The following is a 15,766-nucleotide window of genomic DNA, read 5'->3' on the forward strand; positions in this document are numbered from 1 at the left end:
CGATATGGCGGCGATGATCGCGAAACGCCAGCTTGCCGCCGCCCTGCTGCTGCTCGCCTCCTGCACCCAGGCGGGGCCGGAACGGGTGGTCGAGCGGCGCACCAGCGATGCGCCGGCGGCGCGCGGGGCGGCGCTGTTGCGCAGCGCGATGCTCGACGGCCACAATGTCGCCCGCGCCGCGGTGGGCGTGCCGCCGCTGACCTGGAGCGAGTCGCTGACCGCCTCCGCGCGCAGCTATGCGCAGGACCTCGCCCGCACCGGTCGCTTCGAACATGCCGAGCAGCCGCAGGGGCCGGGCCGACAGGGTGAGAATTTGTGGACGGGCACGCGCGACGCCTATGCCTATCAGGAGATGATCGGCCATTGGCTCGACGAGCGGCGCGACTTCGTCAACATCGCGGTTCCAGCGGCGAGCCGTACCGGCCGCTTCGGCGACGTCGCGCATTATGCGCAGATCGTCTGGCGGGGCTCGACCGAGGTCGGCTGCGCGCTGGCGAGCAACCGGACCGACGATTACCTGGTCTGCCGTTACGCCCCTGCCGGCAACGTGGTCGGCGAGCGGGCATATTGAGCGCCGCCGTCCCCGTCACGGGTCCGGGATTACCGCGGTCGTATAGGGCGCATAGACGCGCCAGCCGATGCTTTCGTAGAGCGCCCGACCCATCGGCGTCGCGGTCAGCACCTCCTGTGAGCCCGGATCGCGGCGGGTGTCGCGCAGCGCCGCCATCAAGGCTCGGCCCAGCCCGCGGCGGCGGTGCGGCTCTTCGGTGACGATGCGGTCGTAGACGAAGACGCCTGCGGTCTCCGCGGCATAGCCGTGGGACGCGAGACTGCCGTCCGGCGCGGTGATGACCACTCGCGCGACGGCTCCGTCGACTTGGACCGCCTGCACGTAACCGGCGGGGAGGGGCTGGGGCGCCGGCGCGACGGTGCCGGCGACCATCATGCAATTGGCCGGCAGCACCGACCAGCGAGCCGGCAGAAGGCTGCGGAACGTCTCGGCATCGGCGCACAGCTTCGCGAAGATGCGTGGCGCAGCGATGCTGGCGACCAGATCGCGCAGCCGGTCATCGGCGATCGCGAAGACGTATCGCCGCCGCTCCTCCTCGCCATCGGTATCGACGCGCCAGCCGCCGTGGTCCGCGACCGGCAAGGGCAGGCCGCGCGCCAGCGAGCGTCCGGCCAGCCAGCCATGGACCAGCGCGGGATCGATCGTCCCCACCGATCCCGCCGACGCGATCAGAACACCGCCGCCGTCAGCTGCCGGAACGCATCCGCCCGGTGGCTGATGTCGTTCTTCACCGCCGGATCGATCTCGGCGAAGGTCTGGTCGTGGCCCAGCGGTTGGAAGATCGGGTCGTAGCCATGGCCCTTGTCGCCGCGCGGCGGCCAGACGATGCAGCCGTCGACGCGGCCCTCGAACCATTCGACGTGACCGTCCGGCCAGGCGAGCGCCAGCGCGCAGATGAAATGCGCCTCGCGCGCCGTATCCGGCTCCTCGGTCAGGCGATCCTCGACCAGCCGCATCGCCATGGCGAAGTCCTTCTCCGGCCCCGCCCAGCGCGCCGAGAACAGGCCGGGGTCGCCGCCCAGCGCCTCGACGCACAGGCCGCTGTCGTCGGACAGGGCGGGCAGGCCGGACAGGTCGGCGGCGCTCAGCGCCTTCAGCTCGGCATTGGCGACGAAGGTCGTTCCCGTTTCCTCCGGTTCGGGCAGGTCGAGCTCCGCCGCCGACAGCAGCTCGACCCCATAGGGCGCGAGCAGCTCGCGGAATTCGGCGACCTTGCCCTCGTTATGGCTGGCGATGACCAGCTTGCCCGGTTGCAGCTTGCGGATCGCCTGCGGTTCGCTGCCCTCGCCGCTCATGCGCGCACCGCGCGATCCTGCGCAGCGAAAATCTCGGTGCAGCCCATGCGCGCGAGGCGCAGCAGGCGGAGTAGCGCCTCCTCGTCGTACGTCGCATGTTCGGCGGTCGCCTGCGCCTCGGCGATATGGCCGTTTTCGAGCAGGACGAAATTGGCGTCGGCGTCGGCGTTCGAATCCTCGTCATAATCGAGGTCGAGGACGGGCGTGCCCTGATAGATGCCGCAGCTGACCGCCGCGACCTTCTGCTTGATCGGATCGACGGTCAGCTTGCCGTTGGCGAGCAAAGTGTCGACGGCCAGGCGCATCGCGACCCAGGCGCCGGAGATCGACGCGGTGCGCGTGCCGCCGTCGGCCTGGATCACGTCGCAATCGAGCGTGATCTGGCGCTCGCCGAGCAGCTTCATGTCCATCACCGATCGCAGGGATCGGCCGATTAGCCGCTGGATCTCCTGGGTGCGGCCCGACTGCTTGCCCTTTGCCGCCTCGCGGCTGCCGCGGGTGTGGGTCGCGCGGGGCAGCATGCCATATTCGGCGGTCACCCAGCCTTCGCCCTTGCCGCGCAGGAAGGGGGGCACGCGCTCCTCGATGCTGGCGGTGACCAGCACGCGCGTGTCGCCGAAGCCGATCAGCACCGATCCCTCCGCATGGCGGGTGAAGTTCGGGGTGATCGTGATTGCACGCATCTGGTCGGGGGCGCGGCCGCTGGGGCGCATTCAACTCTCCTCAAGGTAGGAAGGGGCAAGACGTTAGCCGTTGCCCTAACCCGGCGCGCCGCGGCGCGCCAGTCGCGAGGAGACGGAGATGCGCGTGATGGTGGCACTGGCGGCGGCGCTGGCGGCCGGGACGTTGGTCGCGGTGGCGGAGGCGAAGCCGCAGCCGGAAACGATCCGCTACGAGACCGGACCCTGTTTCGGTTTCTGCCCCGCCTATCGCGTCACCGTCAGCTCGACCGGGCAGGGCGTGTTCGAGGGAGGCCGGTTCACCGCGGAAAAGGGGCGCAAGGCCTTCCGGGTGACTCCGGCGGAATTTGCCGCCTTCCGCGCGAAGCTGGTGGCCGACCGGCCGGCCGGCGTGCGCGTGCTCAACGGCAAGCCGGCCTGCCGTTCGATCGCGACCGACCAGATCACCGTCGACGTGCGCTGGACCGGCGGCACCCGGCCGCCCTCGCACCTGTCGGCCTATTTCGGCTGCGACATGGACGGCAACAGCGCGCTGTTCGATCGGTTGAAGGCGGCGCCGGCCGCGCTGCCGATTGCCGCCTTTATCGGTGACGGCCGCCGTCCTAGATAGGCGCGCATGGCACCGCCCGTCACCGAATTGACCGATCGTGCGCGCGAGATCTTCCGTGCCGTCGTCGATGGCTATGTCGAGAACGGCATGCCGGTGGGATCGAAGACGATCGCCGCCGCCTCCGGACTCAAGCTGTCGCCCGCCTCGATCCGCAGCGTGATGCAGGAATTGGAGGAACTGGGCCTGCTCGCCTCGCCGCACACCAGTGCCGGCCGCGTGCCGACCGATCGTGGCCTGCGGCTGTTCGTCGACGGCATGATGCAGGCGCTGGAGCCGAGCGCGGAGGAACGCGCCGCGATCGAGCATCGCGCCGGCCGCGGCGGCCCGGTCGAGGAGGCATTGGCGGCGACCACCGCGGCGCTGTCTGGCCTGTCCGCCTGCGCAGGCCTGGTCATGGTGCCGAAGCGGGAACTGGCGCTGCGCTCGATCGGCTTCGTCGCACTGTCGCCGACCCAGGGCATGGCGGTGATCGTCAGCGAGGACGGATCGGTCGAGAATCGGGTGATCGGCCTGCCGGAGGGCATGACGCCGTCGGCGCTGGTCGAGGCAGGCAATTACATGACCGCGACGCTGGGCGGGCTGACCTTGGCCGAGGCCCGCGCGCGGATCGAACGCGAGATGGCGGAGGAGCGCGCGCTGGTCGATGGCGCGGCGCGGGCGCTGGTCGACCAGGGCCTCGCCGTCTGGAGCGAGGACGGCGCGCGCCGGCCGGTGCTGATCGTGCGCGGGCAGGGGCGTCTGATCGATGCTGCTGCGGCCGCGGACCTCGAACGCGTCCGCGACCTGCTCGACGATCTCGACGGCAAGCAGGAGATCGCCAACCTGCTCGACAGCGCGCGCGCCGGCGACGCGACCCGCATCTTCATTGGGGCGGAGAACAAATTGTTCGCGCTGTCGGGCTCGTCGGTGATTGCGCGGCCGTTCCGCGGACCCGGCGGCCGGGTGGTCGGCGTGGTCGGGGTGATCGGCCCCACGCGGTTGAACTATGCGCGCGTCGTGCCCATGGTGGATTTCACGGCGGCAACGCTCGCCCGTCTGATGGGCTGAAGAAACAGGGATTAGAATGACCGAAGAGACGACCACGCCTGCCGGCGCCGACGATCTGCGCCAGGAAACTGCGGATAACGCGCCGGAAGTGGCCGAACACGACAGCGCGGCCAAGCGCATCGCCGAGCTGGAGGATCAGCTCGCCGCGGCCAAGCAGGACACGCTCTACGCACAGGCGGACATCCAGAACGTGCGCCGTCGCGCCGAGAAGGACGCGGCCGACGCGCGCAACTATGCCGCGACCAATTTCGCCCGCGACATCCTGTCGGTGGCGGACAATCTGGCGCGTGCCCTGGCCGCGATCCCCGCCGACCTGCGTGGCGACGACAAGATGAAGGGGCTGGTGACCGGCCTCGAGGCGACGGGTCGCGAACTGGAGAGCGTCTTCACCCGCCATGGCATCACCAAGGTCGAGGCGATGGGCATGAATCTCGACCCCAACAAGCACCAGGCGATGATGGAGATGCCGAGCGACGCCGAACCCGGCACGATCGTGCAGGAGATGCAGGCCGGCTATATGATCAAGGATCGCCTGCTCCGCCCCGCGCTGGTCGCGGTGGCGAAGAAGCCGGAGTAACCGCCATGCCGATACCGGATCTGGGCCCGCGCCGTTCGGCAGAGGAACGGCTCCGGATCGCGCGCGACAAGGCCTTCGCCCGTCGCCTCGCCGACCGTATGCGGCGGCGTCCGCCACGCGGCGAGGCGGGCGGCGATCCCTGCCCGGTCACCCCCGACCGCCCGCTCGACCTGTCGGGCGGTGCGGCGGCGGCGCTGGAATTCGGCGACTGACTCTGACTAGACTTGCGCTGCCCGCAAGGCGGCGTTGATCCGCGCCTGCCAGCCCGGCCCGGTCGCACGGAACTTGGCGAGGACGTCGCGATCGAGACGCAGCGTCACCTGCTGCTTGGTCGGCGCCGCCTGGGCGCCTCGCGTGCGCAATCGCTCGCGCCGTTCGATCAACGCCTGTTCTAGTGCCGCCTCGGTAACGTCGAAATCCTCGGGATCATTGGGATCGGCGGGGATGGCGATAGTATCCGCGAGCTTCTGCATCGTTGCTTTTCCTTACCGAGATGAAACGGGTCGCGGCTTCACGCTCGACGAACACCGCCGTCCATAGGCGACCTTCCACCGTGCCTATCGCTTTCCACCGCGACTCCCCGTCCTCAGGCCGAGCGGATGCGATGAGAACATGAGCCGCATCTTCGAGGACTCGTTCTCCAAACGCCAGCGACACGCCATGCTTGGCGCGATTGACCGCGTCCTTGGCCGGGTCGAACTCGATGTCCACGGCTGATTGTAACTACGATCTGCGATGCATTCAAGTGGACGGCATCTCCCTGGCGCGGCTAGGAATGTCGTCATGAACGCCAATCTCACCACTGATCGCCCGACCTTCGTCACGCATCTCGAATGCTCGATGACGGGCGAGCGCTACGACGCCGACACGGTGCATGGCCTGTCGCGCGTCGGGCGGCCGCTGCTGGTCCGCTACGATCTCGATGCCGTTCGCGCCAATCTGCCGCGGCCGATGCTGGAGGCGCGGCCGACCGATCTGTGGCGCTGGCGGGAATTGCTGCCGGTGCGGCGGACGGACAATGTCGTCAGCCTGGGCGAGATCGAGACGCCGCTGATACCGATCCCGAAGAGCGCCGGTGGCGGCAACGTACTGATCAAGGATGAAGGACGGTTGCCGACCGGCAGCTTCAAGGCGCGGGGCCTCGTCATGGCGGTGGCGATGGCGAAGGAACTGGGCATCACCCGGATCGCGATGCCGACCAACGGCAATGCGGGGGCGGCGCTCGCCGCTTATGCGAGCCGCGTCGGGATCGAGACGATCGTCTTCTGTCCGGAGGACACGCCGGAGGTGAACGTCCGCGAGATCGCGATGCAGGGCGCGCGCGTCTATCGGGTCAACGGCCTGATCGACGATTGCGGCGCGATCGTCGGCAAGGGCGCGGCGGAGGGCCGCTGGTTCGACCTGTCGACGCTGAAGGAGCCTTACCGGATCGAGGGCAAGAAGACGATGGGACTGGAACTGGCCGCGCAGCTCGGCTGGCAGCTGCCGGACGCGATCTTCTACCCCACCGGCGGCGGCACCGGGCTGATCGGCATGTGGAAGGCGTTCGACGAGCTGGAGCGGCTCGGCTGGATCGGGGCGAAGCGGCCGCGCATGTATGCGGTGCAGGCATCGGGCTGCGCGCCGATCGTCCGCGCCTTCGAGGCGGGCGAGGACCATGCCGAGCGTTGGGAGGATGCGCACACCGTCGCCGCCGGCATCCGGGTGCCACGCGCGGTCGGCGATTTCCTGATCCTGCGGGCGGTACGCGATAGCGGCGGCAAGGCGGTCGGTGTCGGCGATCCCGCCATCCTGAAGGCGGTGGAGGAGTGCGCGCGCGCGGACGGCCTGCTGCTGTGCCCGGAGGGCGGCGCGACGCTTGCCGCCTATCGCGAGGCGTTGCGCACCGGCGAGGTCGACGAGGACGAGCGTGTCGTGCTGTTCAACTGCGCGACGGGACTCAAATATCCGATGCCGGAAGCGCCGAACTGGCTGGACCGGCATGGTTCGATCGACTTCGACGCGCTCTGACCGGCCGGTCAGTCTCGGCCGAACGGCAGCAAAGTCTCATATTGGGCGAGCGGCGGCGCCCCCGCGACGGCGGCGCCGTGGCGCAGCAGGAAGGCATGGCGGACGATCTCGCCCTGCTGTTCGATGCCATAGCGGTGCAGCGGCTGGCCCGGCTTGAACGCGTACGTGTAGCGGCAGAAGGGATGGCGGGCGAGCGGCAGGACGATGCCGCGCTGATGCTGCCAGATGTGCACCATCTCGTGGATGAACAGGCCCTGGTCGGCGAGCCGGGCCGCCGCGAAATCGTCGCGATAGGCACTGCCGCCGGGATGAAAATGGATGCAGCCGCGCGGCGCCATCACCGTGTCGCGCGGCTGGAAGAAGGCCCATTTGCGCCGTGCGATACGCACCGCGGCATAATCGATCGCGTCGTGGAAGACGGTGCGGGCGAGCGCGACCTCGCCGGGGGTGAGCGTCCGGTCGATCATCGGATCAGAACTGCGGTGCCGGCGCTCCCGGCGCGATCACCGTCGCGCGCGCGCTGATCCGGGCGCCATTGGCCAGCGTCGCGGTCAGCGTGACGCGGTCGCCCGGCTTGACCGCGCGGTTGACGTCGAACAGCATGACGTGGCGACCGCCCGGCGCGAAGGCGACATCGCTGTTCGCCGGCAGCGCGACGCTGGTCAGCGGCCGCATCGTCGCCGTGCCGCCCGCACCGGCGGCGCTTTCGTGCATCTCCGCGCGCAGCGATACGTCGGAATTGGCGGCGATGACCGTCTGCGGCGTCTTGCCGCCGTGCAGCGTGAAATAGCCCGCCGCCGGCCGTCCCGGTACGGCCGGCAACCGCACCCAGGCGTTGGTCATGCTTAGCGGATCGGGCTTGACGCACCCGGCCAGCGACGCCGCCATCGTTACCGCGAGCACGCCCGCCATCTGTCGCCGCATCACCCTGGTGTCTCCGTCCGGGAACTTCCTCGCTTGCTCTATGGAACCGCAGTTCTTGCGGCAAGGCGAACCCCACCTATATCGCCGCCGTGACGAGGAGATTGCGCTGCCGTAACGGGGTGCATCCCTCATGGTTTGTTTGTCAGGGGCTAGGGTTAAGCACGTATGGCTAAAGTAATCGGTATCGATCTCGGCACCACCAACAGCTGCGTTGCGGTGATGGAGGGCGGCAAGCCCAAGGTGATCGAGAACGCCGAGGGCGCGCGCACGACGCCGTCGATCGTCGCCTTCGCCAAGGACGGCGAGCGGCTGGTCGGCCAGCCGGCGAAGCGTCAGGCGGTGACCAACGGCGACAACACGATCTTCGCGGTGAAGCGTCTGATCGGCCGTCGCTTCGACGATCCGATCACCAAGAAGGACACCGAGCTGGTGCCGTACCACATCGTGCGCGGCGGCAACGGCGATGCGTGGGTGCAGGCAGGCGGCAAGGATTATTCGCCGTCGCAGATCAGCGCCTTCACGCTGCAGAAGATGAAGGAAACCGCCGAATCGTATCTTGGCGAGACGGTGACGCAGGCGGTGATCACCGTCCCGGCGTACTTCAACGACGCGCAGCGCCAGGCGACCAAGGACGCCGGCCAGATCGCCGGCCTCGAAGTGCTGCGCATCATCAACGAGCCGACCGCGGCGGCGCTGGCCTATGGCCTCGAGAAGCAGGACGGCAAGACGATCGCGGTCTACGACCTTGGCGGCGGCACCTTCGACGTCTCGATCCTCGAGATCGGCGACGGCGTGTTCGAGGTGAAGGCGACCAACGGCGACACCTTCTTGGGGGGCGAGGATTTCGACAACAAGCTGGTCGATTATCTGGCCGAGGGCTTCAAGAAGGATGAGGGCATCGACCTCACCAAGGACAAGCTCGCGCTGCAGCGCCTGAAGGAAGCGGCCGAGAAGGCGAAGATCGAGCTGTCGTCGGCGGCGTCGACCGAGGTCAACCTGCCGTTCATCACCGCCGACCAGAACGGCCCGAAGCACTTGGTCAAGACGATCAGCCGCGCCGATCTGGAGCGTCTCGTCGACGGCCTGATCCAGCGCACGATCGAGCCGATGAAGAAGGCGCTCGCCGATGCCGGCGTGAAGACCAGCGACATCAGCGAAGTCGTGCTGGTCGGCGGCATGACCCGCATGCCGAAGGTGCGCGAGGCGGTGAAGCAGTTCTTCGGCAAGGAGCCGCACACCGGTGTCAACCCGGACGAGGTCGTCGCGATGGGCGCCGCGATCCAGGCGGGCGTGCTGCAGGGCGACGTCAAGGACGTGCTGCTGCTCGACGTGACGCCGCTGTCGCTCGGCATCGAGACGCTGGGTGGCGTGTTCACCCGGATGATCGATCGCAACACGACGATCCCGACCAAGAAGTCGCAGACCTATTCGACGGCGGACGACAATCAGGGCGCGGTGACGATCCGCGTCTTCCAGGGCGAGCGCGAAATGGCGGCGGACAACAAGCTGCTCGGCCAGTTCGACCTGGTCGGCATCCCGCCGGCGCCGCGCGGCGTGCCGCAGATCGAGGTGACGTTCGACATCGACGCCAACGGCATCGTCAACGTCTCGGCGAAGGACAAGGGCACCGGCAAGGAGCAGCAGATCCGCATCCAGGCTTCGGGTGGTCTCAGCGACAACGACATCGAACAGATGGTCCGCGACGCCGAGCAGTTCGCCGAGGAGGACAAGAAGCGGCGTGCGGCGGCCGAGGCAAAGAACAACGCCGAAAGCCTGATCCACACGACGGAGCGTCAGCTCGCCGACAATGGCGACAAGGTCGACGAATCGCTGAAGTCGGAAATCCAGGCGGCGATCGACGAGGCCAAGTCGGCGGTCGAGTCGAACGATGCCGACCGCATGACCGAGAAGGCGCAGGCGCTTGCGCAGGTCGCGATGAAGCTCGGCCAGGCGATCTACGAGAAGCAGCAGCAGGCCGATGCCTCGCCGCAGGGCGGCGCGACGAGTGAAGAGGCGAAGGCCGATGACGTGGTCGACGCCGAATTCTCGGAAGTCGACGACCACAAGGCGTAAGAGCCGTCATCTCCCCGTCGCGCGGGGGTCGCCGGAGTGCGACTTTTGCGACTTTCCGCCGACGGGGCGGTACGGGCTTAGAGGGCGGGCATGAGCACCACAGTCGACTATTACGAATTGCTCGAGTGCGAGCGTGATGCGGACGGTGCGACGCTGAAGTCCGCCTATCGCAAGCTCGCGATGAAATACCATCCGGACAAGAATGCCGGGTGCAAGGATTCGGAAGCCAAGTTCAAGGCGGTCAGCGAGGCCTATGAGGTCCTGAAGGACCCGCAGAAGCGCGCCGCCTACGATCGCTACGGCCATGCCGCGTTCCAGAACGGCGGCGGCGGTGGCGGGGGCGCGCAGGATTTCGGCGCCTTCTCCGACATCTTCGAAAGCGTATTTGGCGAATTCATGGGCGGCGGGCGCGGCGGTGGCCGGGCGCAGCCGCGGCGTGGCGCCGACCTGCGCTACGACATGGAGATCAGCCTCGAGGAGGCGTTCCACGGCAAATCGACCGAGATCACCGTCGACGTGTCCGCGCAATGCGACACGTGCCAGGGTACGGGCGCCAAGCCGGGCACGCAGGCGACGACCTGCCGCCATTGCGCTGGCCATGGCAAGGTGCGCGCGCAGCAGGGTTTCTTCGTCGTCGAACGCGCCTGCCCGGTCTGCCAGGGCTCGGGCCAGGTGATCGCCGATCCGTGCGCCGACTGTCGCGGCGACGGTCGGATCGAACGGACCAAGACGCTGGCCGTCAACGTACCGCCCGGCGTCGACGAGGGGACGCGCATCCGCCTGACCGGCGAGGGCGAGGCGGGGCCGCGTGGCGCGCCGGCCGGCGATCTCTACATCTTCCTGCACGTCAAACGGCATGCGATCTTCGAGCGCGAGGGCACGACCCTGTTCGCGCGCGCGCCGATCAGCTTCACCACTGCGGCACTCGGCGGCATGCTGTCGATCCCGGGGCTCGACGGCGCCAAGCACGAGATCAAGATCCCCGCGGGCATCCAGTCCGGCAAGCAACTGCGCCAGCGCGGCGCCGGCATGCCGGTGCTGCAGGGGCGCGGTCAGGGCGACCTCGTCGTCCAGATCGAGGTGGAAACGCCGACCAAACTGTCGACGCGGCAGCGCGAATTGCTCGAACTGTTCCGCGAGACGGAGACGGGCGACGAATGCCCGGCGAGCCACGGCTTCTTCGCCAAGCTGAAGGGCGTGTTCGCGGGGGAATAGCCGGTTACGGGGTTCCGGCGATCGGGGGGGCGATGACGGCGATCATCACGACGTTTCTCTTCTGCTGGCTGGTGCTAGCGGTGGCGCCGCGGACGGCGATCGGCCTGTGTCTGCACCGTTGGCTCGTGCTGGTCCCTGCGGCGCGGCTTTCCGCGCTCAGCCGCGCCGATGCCGTGATCGGCCTGACCGTGCTGATCGCGGGCATCGTCATGCTCTGCTGCGACGACGGATCCGCCGCCCGCCTGTTCGTCACCGCAGTGCCCGATGTCGCGCTGTGGGTGTCGGCGGTGGAATGGTCGATGGTGCTCGACACGATCGTTGCCGTCGCTGCCGCGATCGCCGCGTGGCGTAGCCGCGGCGATGGTGTTCGGATCTCGCTTCCGCTGCGTCGCGCCGGGCACTACCGCCGCCGGCGGACGATCCGGCCGCGCCGATCGTCACCCGCCAACGACGACGAGGGGCCGCATGACGCGGCGCGGGTATGCTAGCCGGCAGCCCAGCGCGGCTCATCGATCCCGGAACCGACGATCAGTCGGCGGTCAGCCGGGCTTGCTGCTCGGCCCGGGTCGGGATGCCCAAAGCCGTGCGCAGCGTGTCGGGCACCAGGCTCGGGTCGTACGGCTCCATCGTCAGGCCGGTCGCGCCGTTGCGCGTGTCGCGGACATATTGCGTGCCGTAGATCTGCGGTTGGCCGATCGCCATCAGATACCGGTCCAGCGTGGCCGCCGCGATCCACTGCGCCTCTACCTTGCCGCGCGCCGCAGCCGCAAGGGCCAGCGAATGGGCGAGCAGATAGTCCGGCGCCTTGGTGCCGTGTTGCAGGATGAAGGCGGCGCGGTAGAAATCCTCGGCAGTGCGGACATGGCCGTCCGCCAGCAGCGCCCGCGCCTTGATGCGGCGGTCCGCGTCCTCAGCGATCATGCGCCGCGCCAGCGCGACGTCGATCGGCTTGGTCGCGCCGATCGCCTTGCGGATCGCCTGGTCGGCGTCGAACAGCGCCGCCAGCGTCTGGTCGTCCGGAGCCGCCACGGCTTGCGCCGGGGGCATGGCGGGCGCGGGGGACAGGCTGAGCAACAAGGCGGCAAGTGGCGGAAGACCCATCGACAGTCACCTTCGAGTCGTTGTCGTTGCGTTATGATTACAAGTGTAGTCGGCATGTGGCAAGCGGGGTTCACCCGAGGTCCGGTCGTGGCGGCGCGATCGCTTGCCGGGGGACAAGATTTTGCTCGCTTGCCTTTCCCCGCTCGAGCCGTTTGGATGGCCGACGAAATCGCGGAGTTTCCTTCATGCGCCTTGCCCTCGCCATCGCCACGCTCGCCACGCCCCTGTTCCTCGCCGCTGCACCGGTCGCGGCGCCGCGGGTCGGCGTGGCGAGCTTCGACGCGCTGCCGCAGCCCTTGCCGCTGCCCTATCATGCCGGTGATGCGAAGGCGGCGGTCGCCGCAGCGCGGGCGCGCGCGGCCAAGGCGCACAAGCGGCTGCTGATCGATCTCGGCGGCAATTGGTGCCTGGACTGCCGTCTGCTCGCAGGCGTCATGGAACTGCCGCAGATGCGCGGCTTCGTCACCAAGCATTTCGAGGTGGTGACGGTCGATGTCGGCCGCTTCGATCAGAATCTCGACATCCCCGCCAGCTACGGCATCAAGGGACGGCTGGCGGGCGTTCCCGCGGTGCTGATCGTCGATCCCAAGACCAACCGCCTGGTCAACGCCGGTCGCGAAACCGCGTTGGCCGACGCGCGCAGCCTGACCCCGCAGGCACTCGCCGACTGGCTGGCGGGCTGGGTAGCATAGAATTCGTCGAGGGCGAGGATACCATCCGCATAGAGCAATCGCACAAAGTTGCACATGTTGAGCTAATTCGTTTGGCAATGGGTCGAAATATATCGCTGGTGGGTATATTCCCTCTATGATGTAATGATCGGCAAAACGGAGGCGGATATGACGCGGCGATTTCTGCGATATGGTGTCTGTTGCCTGATGGCGGCTTGTGCCGTGCCGGTTGCCGCGGTGGCGCAGGAGAAGCCTCGTTCCGAGGCTATGGCCACACCGCCGTCGCTTCCCAACGCCGACAGTTCGGACGATATCATCGTTCGAGCATTGCAGATCCCCCGCGAGAAGCTGCCCGTCCAAGTCCATTGGAACCAGACGACGGCGTTCAGTTCGACGATCGAACAGGATGGTGCCGCCTTCTTCATGCGTTGCGCCTTCAAGACGACCGACACGGCTTGGCTCCGCAAGGCGATCGACGGGGCGCCGAATTATGCATCGACCCGTTTCGCCGCATCGATGATCCTGATGACCCATGCTGGCTGCTACCGTCCGCGGGCCGGGACCCTGCAGAAAGTGTCGATCAACCAGGTCGAGGTGCCAGTCGACCTGATCGACCGCGGCACGATGTTCGAACAGACGCTGAGCAAATATGCGCCGGATGCGACGCTGACGTTGGCCCAGACCTATGATCCAGCGATCACGCAACGGTTGTTCGACAGCGAGGCGACGCACAATCGCTTTCGCCTGCCCAACGATCTCGGCGCCTTCCGGATCGCCATGTGTCTCGTTCAGCGGCAGCCGAAGCTCGCCACCCGTTTCGTTCACGCGTCGACCGATCGGGAACTGCAACGTGGCCTGACGCAGACCTTGCTGATCGAAGGGCGCGCCTGCCTCGGCAATACGCAGCGGGTCACGATCGACCCGGTCTATCTGCGTGCCTATGTTGCCGAAGCCTTCTATCGCTGGGTGGTGGCGGCGCGCGGCGTCGACAGTCTGATTCCGGCAGGTTGATCACCGCGCCCCTTGCATGCCGCGCTGCAGCGGGCATCATGCCCCTGCAACCGGGGGGACGATGATGCAGGGACGGGTGTTGGGGGTGGACGTCAGGACCGGCGAGGGGCTGGTGGCGGGCGACGACGGCCGGCGCTACCGCTTCAGCCAGCAGGATTGGGCGACGCGCGGCGAGCCGGCGATCGGCATGACGGTCGATTTCGACGTTGACCAGGATCGTGCGCTCAGCGTCTTTCCGCTGCCCGGCGAGCAACGCGGCGTGACGACGCTGCCGCCACGTCCGCGGCCGCCGGAGGCCGACCGCAGCAAGATCGTCGCCGCGCTGCTCGCCCTCTTCCTGGGCACGCTCGGCATCCATCGTTTCTATCTGGGGCGAACCGGTTCCGGCATCGCGATGCTGGTCGTGTCGCTCACCGTCATCGGGCTGTTCGTCACCGGCATCTGGGCGTTCGTCGATGCCATCCGCTATCTGCTGATGTCCAACCGCGAGTTCGCAGCGCGCTACGCGCGGTCGGACTGACCGGTCAGCTGTTGCCGAAGACGCGGGCGAAGATCGTATCGACGTGGCGCAAATGGTAGCCGAGGTCGAACTTGTCCTCGATCTCCGCCGGCGATAGCGCCGCCGTCACATCGGGATCGGCCTTGAGCAGGTCGAGCAGCGACAGCGCGCCGTCGCTCTCCCACACCTTCATCGCGTTGCGCTGCACCAGGCGATAGGCGTCTTCGCGGCTCACCCCCGCCTGGGTCAGCGCCAGCAGCACCCGCTGCGAATGGACGAGGCCGCCCATCCGGTCGAGGTTCTTCTGCATGCGCGCCGGATAGACGAGCAATTTGTCGATGACGCCGGTCAGCCGCGCCAGCGCGAAGTCGAGCGTGATCGTCGCGTCCGGCCCGATATAGCGTTCGACCGACGAATGGCTGATGTCGCGCTCGTGCCACAGCGCGACATTCTCCAGCGCCGGCGTCACATAGCCGCGCACCATGCGCGCAAGGCCGGTGAGGTTTTCGGTCAGCACCGGGTTGCGCTTGTGCGGCATCGCCGACGAGCCCTTCTGCCCCGGCGAGAAATATTCCTCCGCCTCCAACACCTCGGTACGCTGCAGGTGCCGCACCTCGACCGCGAGCCGCTCGACCGACGAGGCGATCACGCCCAGCGTCGCGAAGAACATCGCGTGCCGGTCGCGCGGGATGACCTGGGTAGACACGGGCTCGATCGCCAGGCCGAGCTTGGCGGCGACATGTTCCTCGACGCGCGGATCGATGTTGGCGAAGGTGCCGACTGCGCCGGAGATCGCGCAGGTCGCGATGTCCGCCCGCGCCGCGATCAGCCGGGTGCGGCAGCGGTCGAACTCGGCATAGGCCTGCGCCAGCTTGAGGCCGAAGGTGACCGGTTCGGCGTGGATGCCATGGCTGCGTCCGATCGTCGGCGTCAGCTTGTGCTCGCGCGCGCGCCGCTCGAGCACCTCGAGCAGCCGGTCGAGGTCGGCGATCAGGATGTCGGCGGCCCGCGCCAGCTGCACGCTCAGCGTCGTGTCGAGCACGTCGGACGAGGTCATGCCCTGGTGCATGAAGCGCGCCTGCTCGCCGACATGCTCCGCGACCCAGGTCAGGAAGGCGATGACATCGTGCTTGGTCACCGCCTCGATCGCGTCGATCGCCGCGACGTCGATGACCGGATCGGTGCGCCACCACGCCCACAATGCGTCGGCCGCTTCGCGCGGCACCACGCCCAGATCGGCGAGCGCGTCGGTGGCATGCGCCTCGATCTCGAACCAGATGCGATAGCGCGCCTCCGGCGTCCAGATCGCAGTCATGTCGGGGCGGGAATAGCGGGGGACCATAAGGTTCCTTCGTCCTGAGGAGGGCACGGTTCGCCGCGCGGCTTGGCGCGCGACTCGCGGATTTCCGCGGGGCGTTAGCAAAGCCGTGCGCCGGCCACAAACGGTCCGATGTGGAACCGTTGAAAACCATGCAACGTTAA

Annotated in this window: 21 protein-coding genes; 12 read left to right on the top strand and 9 right to left on the bottom strand. The window is 68.0% G+C overall.

The window, feature by feature from the left end:
* The first annotated feature begins 13 nt into the window (after positions 1 to 13).
* Positions 14 to 571: a CAP domain-containing protein gene (locus D9601_RS00675; RefSeq protein ID WP_332837869.1), complete on the top strand. Its 558-nt coding sequence runs from the start codon at positions 14 to 16 to the stop codon at positions 569 to 571.
* A 15-nt stretch (positions 572 to 586) separates the two neighbouring features.
* Here D9601_RS00675 and D9601_RS00680 read toward each other — a convergent pair whose 3' ends face one another.
* From D9601_RS00680 to rph, 3 genes are read right to left on the bottom strand one after another with little or no spacing between them, the layout of a single operon-like run.
* Complete coding sequence (locus D9601_RS00680; protein WP_198352025.1) at positions 587 to 1,222, bottom strand: GNAT family N-acetyltransferase; 636 nt, start codon at positions 1,220 to 1,222, stop codon at positions 587 to 589.
* 17 nt (positions 1,223 to 1,239) lie between these two features.
* A complete protein-coding gene (gene rdgB / locus D9601_RS00685) occupies positions 1,240 to 1,866 on the bottom strand; it encodes an RdgB/HAM1 family non-canonical purine NTP pyrophosphatase (RefSeq protein WP_198352026.1) in 627 nt (208 codons plus the stop codon).
* On the bottom strand, positions 1,863 to 2,579 hold the full coding sequence (gene rph / locus D9601_RS00690) for a ribonuclease PH (RefSeq protein WP_198352027.1): 717 nt from the start codon (positions 2,577 to 2,579) through the stop codon (positions 1,863 to 1,865). The genes rdgB and rph overlap by 4 nt, the downstream gene beginning before the upstream one ends.
* Positions 2,580 to 2,667: 88 nt before the next feature.
* On the opposite strand from rph, the gene D9601_RS00695 reads away from it, so the two are divergent.
* Genes D9601_RS00695 through D9601_RS00710 form a run of 4 tightly spaced genes read left to right on the top strand, consistent with a single transcriptional unit; the run spans position 2,668 to position 4,992 of the window.
* A complete protein-coding gene (locus tag D9601_RS00695; RefSeq protein WP_198352028.1) occupies positions 2,668 to 3,156 on the top strand; it encodes a DUF6438 domain-containing protein in 489 nt (162 codons plus the stop codon).
* A 6-nt stretch (positions 3,157 to 3,162) separates the two neighbouring features.
* Positions 3,163 to 4,203 carry a heat-inducible transcriptional repressor HrcA gene (hrcA, locus tag D9601_RS00700; protein WP_198352029.1) on the top strand — a complete coding sequence of 347 codons (1,041 nt, stop codon included), beginning with the start codon at positions 3,163 to 3,165 and terminating at the stop codon, positions 4,201 to 4,203.
* 16 nt (positions 4,204 to 4,219) lie between these two features.
* Entirely contained in the window at positions 4,220 to 4,780 is a 561-nt protein-coding gene (gene grpE / locus D9601_RS00705; RefSeq protein WP_198352030.1) for a nucleotide exchange factor GrpE, read from the top strand.
* Between the two features lie 5 nt (positions 4,781 to 4,785).
* On the top strand, positions 4,786 to 4,992 hold the full coding sequence (locus D9601_RS00710) for a hypothetical protein (RefSeq protein ID WP_198353462.1): 207 nt from the start codon (positions 4,786 to 4,788) through the stop codon (positions 4,990 to 4,992).
* A 6-nt stretch (positions 4,993 to 4,998) separates the two neighbouring features.
* Here the strand turns inward: D9601_RS00710 and D9601_RS00715 are convergent, their stop codons facing one another.
* Positions 4,999 to 5,253, bottom strand: a complete 255-nt coding sequence (locus D9601_RS00715; protein WP_198352031.1) for a BrnA antitoxin family protein — start codon at positions 5,251 to 5,253, stop codon at positions 4,999 to 5,001.
* A complete protein-coding gene (locus tag D9601_RS00720; protein ID WP_332837938.1) occupies positions 5,207 to 5,437 on the bottom strand; it encodes a BrnT family toxin in 231 nt (76 codons plus the stop codon). The genes D9601_RS00715 and D9601_RS00720 overlap by 47 nt, the downstream gene beginning before the upstream one ends.
* 126 nt (positions 5,438 to 5,563) lie before the next feature.
* On the opposite strand from D9601_RS00720, the gene D9601_RS00725 reads away from it, so the two are divergent.
* The gene (locus tag D9601_RS00725) at positions 5,564 to 6,790 is read left to right on the top strand and encodes a threonine synthase (RefSeq protein WP_198352032.1); all 1,227 of its coding nucleotides are present in this window, start codon (positions 5,564 to 5,566) and stop codon (positions 6,788 to 6,790) included.
* 8 nt (positions 6,791 to 6,798) lie between these two features.
* On the opposite strand, the gene D9601_RS00730 is transcribed toward D9601_RS00725, so the two are convergent.
* Positions 6,799 to 7,257: a vgr related protein gene (locus D9601_RS00730; protein ID WP_198352033.1), complete on the bottom strand. Its 459-nt coding sequence runs from the start codon at positions 7,255 to 7,257 to the stop codon at positions 6,799 to 6,801.
* Between the two features lie 4 nt (positions 7,258 to 7,261).
* The gene (locus tag D9601_RS00735) at positions 7,262 to 7,714 is read right to left on the bottom strand and encodes a copper chaperone PCu(A)C (protein ID WP_198353315.1); all 453 of its coding nucleotides are present in this window, start codon (positions 7,712 to 7,714) and stop codon (positions 7,262 to 7,264) included.
* A 165-nt stretch (positions 7,715 to 7,879) separates the two neighbouring features.
* Here D9601_RS00735 and dnaK point away from each other — a divergent pair, with 165 nt between their 5' ends.
* From dnaK to D9601_RS00750, 3 genes are all read left to right on the top strand, one after another.
* Positions 7,880 to 9,787, top strand: coding sequence for a molecular chaperone DnaK (dnaK, locus tag D9601_RS00740; RefSeq protein WP_198352034.1), 1,908 nt, complete (start codon positions 7,880 to 7,882; stop codon positions 9,785 to 9,787).
* Between the two features lie 90 nt (positions 9,788 to 9,877).
* The gene (gene dnaJ / locus D9601_RS00745; RefSeq protein ID WP_198352035.1) at positions 9,878 to 11,002 is read left to right on the top strand and encodes a molecular chaperone DnaJ; all 1,125 of its coding nucleotides are present in this window, start codon (positions 9,878 to 9,880) and stop codon (positions 11,000 to 11,002) included.
* A 32-nt stretch (positions 11,003 to 11,034) separates the two neighbouring features.
* Positions 11,035 to 11,490 carry a hypothetical protein gene (locus D9601_RS00750; protein ID WP_198352036.1) on the top strand — a complete coding sequence of 152 codons (456 nt, stop codon included), beginning with the start codon at positions 11,035 to 11,037 and terminating at the stop codon, positions 11,488 to 11,490.
* 40 nt (positions 11,491 to 11,530) lie between these two features.
* On the opposite strand, the gene D9601_RS00755 is transcribed toward D9601_RS00750, so the two are convergent.
* Positions 11,531 to 12,103, bottom strand: a complete 573-nt coding sequence (locus D9601_RS00755) for a hypothetical protein (protein WP_232473759.1) — start codon at positions 12,101 to 12,103, stop codon at positions 11,531 to 11,533.
* A gap of 185 nt (positions 12,104 to 12,288) precedes the next feature.
* On the opposite strand from D9601_RS00755, the gene D9601_RS00760 reads away from it, so the two are divergent.
* From D9601_RS00760 to D9601_RS00770, 3 genes are all read left to right on the top strand, one after another.
* The gene (locus D9601_RS00760) at positions 12,289 to 12,795 is read left to right on the top strand and encodes a thioredoxin family protein (RefSeq protein WP_198352037.1); all 507 of its coding nucleotides are present in this window, start codon (positions 12,289 to 12,291) and stop codon (positions 12,793 to 12,795) included.
* 246 nt (positions 12,796 to 13,041) lie between these two features.
* Positions 13,042 to 13,785 (top strand): hypothetical protein, encoded by a 744-nt coding sequence (locus D9601_RS00765; RefSeq protein ID WP_232473760.1) that lies wholly within the window; start codon positions 13,042 to 13,044, stop codon positions 13,783 to 13,785.
* Positions 13,786 to 13,846: 61 nt separating this feature from the next.
* A complete protein-coding gene (locus tag D9601_RS00770; protein ID WP_232473761.1) occupies positions 13,847 to 14,305 on the top strand; it encodes a TM2 domain-containing protein in 459 nt (152 codons plus the stop codon).
* A gap of 4 nt (positions 14,306 to 14,309) precedes the next feature.
* Here D9601_RS00770 and purB read toward each other — a convergent pair whose 3' ends face one another.
* The gene (gene purB, locus D9601_RS00775; RefSeq protein ID WP_198352039.1) at positions 14,310 to 15,626 is read right to left on the bottom strand and encodes an adenylosuccinate lyase; all 1,317 of its coding nucleotides are present in this window, start codon (positions 15,624 to 15,626) and stop codon (positions 14,310 to 14,312) included.
* Positions 15,627 to 15,766: the final 140 nt, after the last annotated feature.

The sequence above is a fragment of the Sphingomonas sp. MA1305 genome (genome assembly GCF_016107325.1).
In the GTDB taxonomy this organism is placed as follows: domain Bacteria; phylum Pseudomonadota; class Alphaproteobacteria; order Sphingomonadales; family Sphingomonadaceae; genus Sphingomonas.